The organism is Mesorhizobium sp. M0601, assembly GCF_040320845.1.
In the GTDB taxonomy this organism is placed as follows: domain Bacteria; phylum Pseudomonadota; class Alphaproteobacteria; order Rhizobiales; family Rhizobiaceae; genus Mesorhizobium.
On record NZ_JAMYQK010000079.1, the window covers coordinates 1 to 8,919 of the forward strand.

8 protein-coding genes and 3 pseudogenes are annotated in these 8,919 nt (G+C 59.9%); 5 read left to right on the top strand and 6 right to left on the bottom strand.

All coding sequences use genetic code 11. The annotated features are described in order from the left end of the window. Positions 1-572: 572 nt before the first annotated feature. The 4 genes and pseudogenes from NKI41_RS32395 to xth all read left to right on the top strand — a co-directional run. Positions 573-965, top strand: a pseudogene (locus tag NKI41_RS32395) (DUF3182 family protein); the annotation flags it as partial. A gap of 100 nt (positions 966-1,065) precedes the next feature. After that, positions 1,066-1,710, top strand: coding sequence for a redoxin domain-containing protein (locus NKI41_RS32400; RefSeq protein WP_352503897.1), 645 nt, complete (start codon positions 1,066-1,068; stop codon positions 1,708-1,710). A gap of 203 nt (positions 1,711-1,913) precedes the next feature. Beyond that, on the top strand, positions 1,914-2,012 hold the full coding sequence (locus NKI41_RS32405; RefSeq protein WP_352503896.1) for a hypothetical protein: 99 nt from the start codon (positions 1,914-1,916) through the stop codon (positions 2,010-2,012). A 13-nt stretch (positions 2,013-2,025) separates the two neighbouring features. Beyond that, a pseudogene (gene xth / locus NKI41_RS32415) lies at positions 2,026-2,741 on the top strand (exodeoxyribonuclease III); the annotation flags it as partial. Between the two features lie 73 nt (positions 2,742-2,814). Here xth and ligD read toward each other — a convergent pair. After that, on the bottom strand, positions 2,815-4,593 hold the full coding sequence (ligD, locus tag NKI41_RS32420) for a DNA ligase D (RefSeq protein ID WP_352687042.1): 1,779 nt from the start codon (positions 4,591-4,593) through the stop codon (positions 2,815-2,817). A 384-nt stretch (positions 4,594-4,977) separates the two neighbouring features. Here ligD and NKI41_RS32425 point away from each other — a divergent pair, with 384 nt between their 5' ends. Continuing rightward, a complete protein-coding gene (locus NKI41_RS32425; RefSeq protein ID WP_352502857.1) occupies positions 4,978-5,145 on the top strand; it encodes a hypothetical protein in 168 nt (55 codons plus the stop codon). A gap of 302 nt (positions 5,146-5,447) precedes the next feature. Here NKI41_RS32425 and NKI41_RS32430 read toward each other — a convergent pair whose 3' ends face one another. From NKI41_RS32430 to NKI41_RS32450, 5 genes and pseudogenes are all read right to left on the bottom strand, one after another. Further along, complete coding sequence (locus NKI41_RS32430; RefSeq protein ID WP_352474370.1) at positions 5,448-5,735, bottom strand: PilZ domain-containing protein; 288 nt, start codon at positions 5,733-5,735, stop codon at positions 5,448-5,450. A gap of 629 nt (positions 5,736-6,364) precedes the next feature. Beyond that, positions 6,365-6,592 (bottom strand): hypothetical protein, encoded by a 228-nt coding sequence (locus NKI41_RS32435; protein ID WP_352474378.1) that lies wholly within the window; start codon positions 6,590-6,592, stop codon positions 6,365-6,367. 33 nt (positions 6,593-6,625) lie between these two features. Beyond that, positions 6,626-6,769, bottom strand: a pseudogene (locus tag NKI41_RS32440) (TadE/TadG family type IV pilus assembly protein); the annotation flags it as partial. Then, positions 6,759-7,178 carry a TadE/TadG family type IV pilus assembly protein gene (locus NKI41_RS32445; protein WP_352687044.1) on the bottom strand — a complete coding sequence of 140 codons (420 nt, stop codon included), beginning with the start codon at positions 7,176-7,178 and terminating at the stop codon, positions 6,759-6,761. The pseudogene NKI41_RS32440 and the gene NKI41_RS32445, both read right to left, overlap by 11 nt. A 26-nt stretch (positions 7,179-7,204) precedes the next feature. After that, positions 7,205-8,440, bottom strand: coding sequence for a pilus assembly protein TadG-related protein (locus NKI41_RS32450; RefSeq protein WP_352687046.1), 1,236 nt, complete (start codon positions 8,438-8,440; stop codon positions 7,205-7,207). Between the last annotated feature and the right edge of the window lie 479 nt (positions 8,441-8,919).

An 8,919-nucleotide genomic window follows, 5' to 3' on the forward strand; every position in this document is an offset into this window, starting at 1 on the left:
ACCACCAGCGGCACCACAAATCCGAACTCGGCCAGAGACTGCGCGCCCGGCCAGCAGACTGGCAGCGCCCAGCAGGCTGCGCCAGGTCAGCAGGACACGACAGCCAACACCGCCGCGCCAGGCCAGGTGAAAAAGACCGACGAAGGTTGCTGATTGTCGGCGCAGGGAAGATGCAAGCGCCTTTGAACAGCCCAAGGGTGCGGCCCTGTCCGGCCGGATATGGAGCGGACGAACCGATAGATGGGAGCTCGACGGCTAGGGCACGCGTCCAGCGCAGCGCGTCCCTGGCGTCTTCCGGGTTACTGGAGAAGCAAGCCAGATTCGGGCCATCGCAAGCGTGCTTCACCTGCCGCGGCCCGCCCGTCCAAGACGCGTAGCATGTGCCGTCGCGTGAAGGCACCCGGGCATCGCGATCGATCGTAACCTTTCACTGCAATGAGCGCGGCTCATCGCCGATCATGTGACCTGATATCCACTCCCACTGGTCGTCGCGGAGGATCAGACGATCCATAATTCCCATGGCTGCCTGCAAAAGACAGCCTTGAATCTGATTTGCTCAGAAGTGGAAGTCGGGTGTGCTCGAAGCCTGCTGGCGGATCGGCGGCTGCAGCACCGCCGAACTTGCGGCCATGAATGTCATGCGACAAGGCCCCGATGTCCAGTTCGTATGCGCTTCGCCGGTCAAAGCTTTCGGCATAAATTGTCGGCCGCCGCCAACGCTACCGTGCATTTCCAGGAGAGGATCCCGACGAGCGTGCCATCACGCGCTACACGGCGGTTACGCGGATATCACGGAGGTCCGCTTAGCGACAATCACGGGAGTGATCGACGAACTCGAAAGACAGGCGGCCGAAAACCTCGGAGCTCAATGTTCGAAGAAAGGGCGGCAAGACGATCGTCGATGGCGAAGTCGAGTTGGATGCGCTCGTGATGGTGGTCGTCGGTTCGACGGCAGGCGGCCCTAAGAGCCGGCCCGTCTTATTCGGCTTGCCTGGAATCAAGGAACATGGGGAGGAGTCTTTTGTTCGGAAGTTACAGGAACCGGATCTATGGGAGCGACTGAGAATGAGACAAGACATTGTGGCTGGCGCGAAGTTCCCCGACTACGTTCTTCCCGACCACACCAAGACGCCACGGCGGCTGTCGGACCTGCAGGGCGACCAGCTGATGATCGTGATGCTGACGCGTGGGTTCTTCTGCCCAAAGGACCGGCAGCAAATGCTCGAACTGGTGCGGTTTCACCCGCAATTGGTCGTCGGCTACACCCAGCTCGTCACGATCACCACGGATGATTGGCATACGACCAACAATTACCGCCAGCAGACCTCGGCACCTTGGCCCTTTCTGTGTGACGAGGAACGGCTCGTGCAGAAGGACCTGGACATCAAGGAATACACCGACACCACGCACGACGTGATGATCCCGCACACGATCGTGCTCGGGCGGGACCTCGAAGTCTTCAAGGTCCACAACGGTTATTATTACTGGGGCCGCCCCTCCACCGCCGAATTGCACGCAGAACTGCGCGAACTGGCGCGAAGAACCTATCGCGACTGGGACATCACCGAACCCGAGCTGCGGGAGAAATGGAAGAAAGGCGATAAATCCGACTTCTACCCCTATGGCGGGAATTCCATCTCCATGGAGACACTCATGCTCCAGATGGCCGGAGCGGTCGACCAATATGCCGGCCCGGCAAAGAGAAGCTGAACGGATGAAGGCAGCATCGCTCGCGGCGGTCTTCTCGCGGTGACGCTTTTCGTCCAGCCACGCTTGGTAATCGAACCTTTTTCCGATCTGGGCCTGCTACTGGATTTCCGCTTCGGCAACAGGGCCATGCTGTTCGATCTCGGAGATCTTTCGACGCTTTCGCCGCTTGAAATCTGGGGATCTCGCGCGTCTTCGTGACGCATATGCATATCGATCACTTCAGCGGTTTCGATCGCCTGCTCAGCCTGTGTTTCATGTCCTGGTCCTCTGAATGGGCCAGAACGAACTTCAAACCGGATTAGATCACAGGGGTCTCAGACCGACTATGACATCGTGTGCCTTCAGGAATTGAAGACTTCGGATGAGAAATTTCCCGCGGAAGCCGTCAGGAACGCCGGTTATGGCTCGATCTGGCACGGGCAAAAGTCCTACAACGGTGTAGCCATACTCGCACGGGAAAGGAGCCCCTGGAGCGTCGACGCGGCCTGCCGGGTGACCCTGACGATACTCACAGCCGGTATATCGAGGCAGAGGTGGATGGGATCGTCGTGGGGTGCATCTACCTGCCCAACGGCAATCCAGCGCCCGGCCCGAAATTCGACTATAAGCTCCGCTGGTTCGACCGTCTGATCAGCTACGGCCAGCTACTGCTCAAGGAGGGGATCACAAGCGTTCTGTGCGGCGACTACAACGTCGTGCCAACGCCGATCGATGCGGTGGTGCCGAGACGTTGGCTAGGCGACGCAGTCTACTTTCCGGAGAGCAGGCAGGCCTACGCCGAAATGCTAGACAATGGCTGGATGGATGCCGTCCGCTGCATTCATCCGGAGAAAGGCATCTACACGTACTGGGACTTCTCCTACCGAGGCGGTTATGATCGGAGTTCCGGCCTGCGGATGGACCACCTCCTCGTCAGCCCATCACTTTCGAACAGGTTACGTGACGCGGGCGTGGACGCTGACCTGCGAGTCTGGGAAAAGCCGAGTGATCACGTGCCCGCCTGGATAGAGATCGACCCGTCCGGCAAGTAGTTGACATGATCGAATGTTCGGCGGAATCGCTGGGCGTCTTCGCCCACTGCTATAGAATGCGCTGCGAGATTGCTCACGCTGCTTTTCTCGCAGCCGCCCTAAACGGACGGTCAATGGTGAAGGCATCTGGACGGATGACTGCCTCAACCTGGCTCCAGGTCACGGGACGGGCGATTGGGAAGCCGGGTCGCGCTCGTGGGGAGAAGGCGCCGACCGCCGTGTTACCGCGCCCATTGCGAAGGTAGTCGATGAAGATGCGGCCCTTTCGGGCTGCCGGCGCAGCGGAGAGCAGATAGCGATCGGGATGAGCTTCAGCGAGGCGCTTGGCGAACGATCGGGCAAGGAGCCGGGCATTGTCGTGCGTAATCTTCGTCTCAAGTGGGGCCATCAGGTGAATGCCCTTGCCGCCCGTCACCTTCGGCCAGCTCTGCAGACCTTCCGCTTCCATGATGTCGCGGAGCGTTAGCGCGGTCTCGATCACTTCATCCCACTCGACCCCCTCGCCCGGATCAAGGTCCAGAACAACCCGGTCGGCATGTTCGATGTCGTCAACAGTAGCGTTCCAGGGATGCAGCTCTACCGCGTCCATCTCGACCAGCCCCAGCAAGCCGGCAAGGTCGTCCACCCACACGCGCACACCTTCGCCACCCTCGCGCTTTTGAACGCGCAACTGATGCACTGCTGCGGGGATCTTCGGCAGCGCGCCCTTGTGGTAGAAGGTTGCCCCGAGAGCATGGCGGACCAGCTTCAGCGGTCGGTGGCCGAGATGGACGAGTGCGTAATCAGCAACCCTCTGCCAGTAGCGCGCAAGCTCTTCCTTGGAGGGCGAGACCGCGTCGGGCAGCAGTTGCAGGATGTTCTCGCTGGGAACGCCATGTTCCTGGGCTGGTCCACGTCGCTTTGATGGCGCCGGAGGCTTGGCCGGGATCGCCACGAGGTCTTCTCGCAGACCCTTGAATACTGCCTCGCGCAACACGCCGCGATCAGTGACGCCGCTGAACTGTACCTCGGCCAGCACCTCTGGTCTGACCCACGTCGCCTTCGGCTTCACGATGGGCTCTGACAGAGGCGACTTGCTGATGATCAGCGGGTCGAGCCGCTCTCGAACCAGTTGAGCAACGCTCAAGGTGTAGCCGCTGCGGGCCTTCCCGGCATAGAGCAGTCGGTCGCCCTCGCGGCGACCGATGTAGAGGGATGCGATGCGGCGCGGGTGAGCGCCCAGCTTCTCGACAAATGCCACGATGGGGAAAGTGTCGCTCTTGATGCACTTCACCTTGAGCCAACTGGTCTGGATCCCTGAGCGGTAGGTGGCATCGGTGCGCTTGGAGACGATGCCCTCCAACCCCATACGGCAGGCATGTTCAAACACGTCCGTGCCGCCCAACTCCAGATGTTCGGCGTAGGTCAATGTCGGGGCTGAGTTCTTCAGCAGCTTCTCTAGGGCTGCCTTACGCCTTACCAGCGGCTGCTGCCGCAGATCGCGCCCGTTGAGGTGCAGCAGGTCGAATGCGTAGAAGATGAGCCTCGGCGAGTCTGGGTTGCCCAACTCCCGTTCCAACGCTTGGTAGTCCGGCAGGCCAGTGTCGCCGAGAACGACAGCCTCCCCGTCGATGATCCCCGCCTTCACCGGCAAGCCCGCCGCCGCTTGAACAATTCGTCGGTATCGGTGCGACCAGTCGTAGCCACGGCGCGTGAAGGCTCGCGCTTTGCCGCCCTCAATGATCAGTTCGGTGCGGTAGCCATCGTACTTGATCTCATGAAGCCATTCGCCGTCCTCAGGCGCGTTCTCGACCAGCGTGGGCGACTGAAACTCAATGAAAGAGAGCCGACCATCCCCAGTTTTGGAACTCATCGCACACTCCTGACCTCCACCCCAACTTTGGTGCCGCTGAATAGGTTCCGGAAGAGAGCTGGCCGAGGAGTAGGGTCCCGAGCCGGTTTACCCGATCCTTGCTCGGACCGGGCGTGGTTGAGGGAACTCTTAGTTAAGCCATCTCTTATCTACGAATGTCGCTTGCGCTGGCATTGCCTATCAATGCAACAACGTCGAAGGTCTTGTTGGTGTTTACGAGCCCGGCCCGGGACCGCGCCCGCGGCCTGCCAACTGATCGGCCGTTGGCGGACGCGACGACCTGCGCGAGCGCCCTTGTACTCGTCGGCGGATGGACGACCGCTCTTTTCATCACCGATGCCGTCACGCTCGAGGATGTCAGGGCAACTGACGACGTCGACCTAATTGTCGATCTACTTCGATGCAAGGCTTTCCGGCACGCCCGGCGCGAAATGGATTGCCGAGTACGGGGCAGGCGCCAGCATTGTGCTGGTCAATCGCGTGATGGCCGACATGGCCGCGGCGGCCGTGGCGGGGCCCGGCCTCGCGGTGCTGGCCCGCATCATAGGATAGCGACCCGGGGTTGCGGCGGTTGACCGGGAAATTCTGGGGCGGCAGAGCCTCTCGGTCGTCTACCGCCGCGAGCCCGCGCTGGCGAGTTCGGTTCCAATCATTGTCCGTTCCCGATGAACGTGATGCGGCGACATTTTGGCGCGATGCCGCGCTGAGCGGTCAGAACCTGAAGGTCGACGAGACAATCGACGGCTTGTGTGAGTTGAGCCTTTGCCCATGGCAGTACGGCGGCTTCCTTTGCTGTGTTGAAGGTCAGTGCCTACTGTTGCTGCCGGTGGTGCTCGGCTGGTGCAACGAGAACTTCAGCCATAGTGAAGGCGCGGTTTGGGCACTGTTTCGGTGAACTGCACACCGACACGGTCGTTCCTGCGCCAGCGCAACACAGACCGATAGGCAACGCCATCGGTCGGCACGTAGAGAAGGAAATGCTCCGGCACCAGGGCTTCGACCGGCACCTTGAGTTCGGCTCCGCCGACGTTCTGGTTTCGAATGGTGCAGGTGATTTCGGAGTTGTTGATGCCGTTAATGATCGCGGCACCCTTCAGGACGCGCTGTCTCCGTTCGCGGCGGTTGTCGCCTTCTTCAACCATTGTGACCTCCGTTAGGCACCCCACTTGTATATCAGAACCGCCCACGCGCGAGCCGGATTGAATCGCGGAGCGTTGTTACCCGCGTCGAGCTGCGATCGCTGTCCAGTCGGGTCAAAAAGGGTTTCCATATGCCTCGGCCCCTTGCCTCGGCCTGGATACAGCGCCCTGTCAGGATTCTTGAGCTGCCCTTCCGGGTAGCCGATGGGTCCGCCCGGAAGGGGGTGCCAACGTCCGCCTTCAGACGTTGCGCCAAGTTCTTCGTCGCCAGGCCGGTGCCGACCGCCGTCAAGCGATAGCGCCCGCTGTGCATGGACTTTCCGCTGGCGAGATCGTGAGCGAGCGCGGAGCCGGCGGCCGGGATTATCTTCGTCAGGGAGTCTCTGCCGTCAGTCCGCGCTGTGCAGCACGCAGGCGATGGCGATAGGCAGGGAATAGCGGCCGAGGTGAGGGACGGCAAGCCGCGCATTGCCGGGGCAAAGGCCGTGATCATACATGCCGTCCCCGATCTAGGATGAAGGCCCGCGCCGAAGCCTACGTTCTGGCTGGTGGCGGTGAAGCAGACCTGAACGCAAGCAAAGAAGAACAAGCCGATCACTGCGCATGTTGCGTAAGGAGACTATTGGGTGCGCTCATGACGCAACCAACGGAACTGTGACAGTTGTCGCATAATTTATCGAGTATCGGTCGAAGTACGGAAACTCGATCGCGAACGCATATTTGGCGGTCAGATGGGCCATTCGAAAGCCGCCGCTGGGGGCGTCGATTGCTATTGTTACGTCGACGTCGGTTAATCCCAAACTCAGCAATTTTGCCGTCGCGATCGCTTTTATCTCGGCTTCGGTCAGCGAATTCTTCATTTGCAGCGCTCGTGAGGACGTTTCCAGAGTATAGCGAACACTTGACATGGCATTCAGAGCCCAGCCGAATGCGAAGATGCCGATCAAAAGCATTATCAGAATAGGCGCGATCAGCGCGAACTCCAGTGCGGCTCCGCCTGATGCCCCACGTATGAAGGCTCTCCCTTTAGCGAACACGTATCACCTGTTTGTGGCTGAGCTCGCGCGAGAGGGAAAACTCGCCGAAACTGAAGGGCGGCGACCAGGTGGCCGTCGCCTGTATTTCAACGAAAACCGCGGAAGCTTTCAAACTGTCGCACAGCACAGATGGATCGACCACGGTGATCCCGCACATATGTTTCCGGCTCAGCGTCACCTGCGCGTCATCGGGATGATTTTCCCAGCTCGAAAGGGCGACGGTCTGGGTAGCCGCGTCGTCGGCTGCCCCTTGCATCACGAGATTGGCCGCCGTTTTCACGCCCGCACGCATCGACAACGCGCCTGATACAAAAGACCAGCCGTCAATGATGGCAAGAAGTACCAGGCAAAGGATCGGCACAACCAGCGCAAACTCCACCGAGGCAATACCCGAATCGCTCCCGAACATTCGGGCTGGTAACCGTGCCACGAAGATTACTCGACAAGCTTTATCGATTGCGTGGCCGGAATGTCTCGCATTCCAAGGCTCGTGCAATCCTGATTGACGTTCGCATTGCCGGACCACTGCACGGAACTGGCGACGACCTGAGTGCAACCACCTTTGCCCGAGAAATTGCCGAGGTAATTGACATCCTGTGTTGGAAAATACAAAGCGCCGGTCAAAAGCGAATCTGCCGTGCCATTAAACGTGTTCGATCCCGTCCGGTTAGCTTTGTCGCCGTAAAACAGCACCCCCGAATAGGTGCCTAACGTCGGTGCGCTGAGCTTGACGGTGGCCGTGCCGTTCATGCTGACGCCCGCGCTGCCGGCCAGATAGATGATGACTCCCTCGCCTGAAATATTTGCATTCGAGTTCGCTTTGAAATCTCCTCCCTGAATGACGTATACCCCGGCCGAGAGCGTCACATTGCCGCTCAAGCTGAGCCCCCTGCAGTATGTTCCAGGTTGCAACGTCGACTGGTTGCTGTTTTGACAGGGGTTCGTGGCCGGTGGCGCCGGCAAGTCGGCAAAAGGATCGGCAGCGGGCAACGCCTGGGTTATCGGGCTGGCGCAGACGGTCGTCACGGGGTCGCTCAACGAAACACCGCCTGCCGATATTAGGCAATCGACCTGAAGGCTTGCCGATCCCTGAAGCTTGATGGCGTCCGCGGCTATCGAATTCGACATTACGACGCAGCCGGTCAGTTTGAGGTTGGAACTGCCGGAAAACAGCGCCGCTTTCGAAGCGGAAGGATCGAGCGCCGTAAGGCAGGCCTTTGAAGCAGCCGTGATAAGAGCCACCGCTCTTGCCCGTGCGCCGACCGGGTTTTGGGTGAATATCGATGTAAAAAACCGATCGAGGTTCTGATGGACGATGACCTCGACGGCCTTTTGGGCGACATTCGGGCCAGAGGACGGGGGCGTGAAGATTTCGATTGTGCCTGTTGACGGGTCCCAGCCGTTCGTCGTCGCTGACAGTGTCGCGGCGGAGACAATCGTTGGCTTGTCAGATCCCGAAACCTTTTCCAAAGCGCCAGCATAGGCCGCCGCATCCGCCACCGCCTGTAATTTCAGGCTGCTAAAATACCAGTAGGAGGTCTCGATGCCGAGACCCGCTGCGCCGACGACAATCGGCAACGACAGGGCAAAAATAGTAGCAATGTTGCCGCTCTCGCCTGTTTGTCGCTGACGGCTAACAAACCGCCTCAAGATACGGCCACCCCATTCCATGGAAGTATTAAAGCCGGGATGAATGAAGGAACGGCTAAGGATTTCACTCCATTTTACCGGTACGCTCCTTGGGCGGCCGGCACGAGCTCCGGGGCAACTGCTCGACAACGCGGGCCTCTGCTATTGATGGTAATGCAGATTTGCATTTCTATCGTGCGGATCAGTTGGAGCTGCGATCGAGCATCAGGCCGAGCCACTCGTCGCGACTTAGGTCGCCAGCACTGTCCTGCTCGGCAAGCTCCCGCAGGCGGCCGCCATGCCGGCGAACCCGAGGGCGTGCATCTGATCAAGTGTTGGGTTTTCAGCATTCTTTCTTCCTTTCCTTCACTGGTCATAGTTACTGCCGCGGATGTTGGGATGCGCATGCGTCGGCGCACGTAGCGTCGATACGCCTTGGGCATGTGGGCGTTGACAGTGACATGGCCGGAGCGACGTGTTTCAGACGCCGAGCAATTCCAAGGACTGAGCACCAGAACCGA